We start from the raw sequence: 239 nt of genomic DNA, 5'->3' as shown, positions 1-239 counted from the left end.
CTTCTTCCTCAGTACAAAGTTGCGAAGTACCAATACCTTTTAAAAGCAGTTGCAGGGTTTCTTGATGCATCTCGTTTACTGATTGTCCCATTGTATATAAGGAGATAGATTTTCCAATTTCAGCAGCTGTATTAGGCATAATCCAAGCAACAGGCGTGCCTTTTGGGAGTCTAGCTTCTAAATAAGATGGTCCAATGCCAGCTGCTACTGTTACGACAAGTTGATTTGATATTAACGGA

Annotated in this window: 1 protein-coding gene; it reads right to left on the bottom strand. The window is 40.2% G+C overall.

The window, feature by feature from the left end:
* A partial coding sequence (locus FE392_RS23195; RefSeq protein ID WP_319932024.1) for a hypothetical protein occupies nt 1-239 on the bottom strand: 239 nt, incomplete at both ends.

This window comes from Xenorhabdus santafensis, assembly GCF_033949405.1.
GTDB lineage: Bacteria > Pseudomonadota > Gammaproteobacteria > Enterobacterales > Enterobacteriaceae > Xenorhabdus > Xenorhabdus santafensis.
Note: the sequence above shows the minus strand (reverse complement) of the source record. Positions and strands in the feature narration are given on the sequence as shown.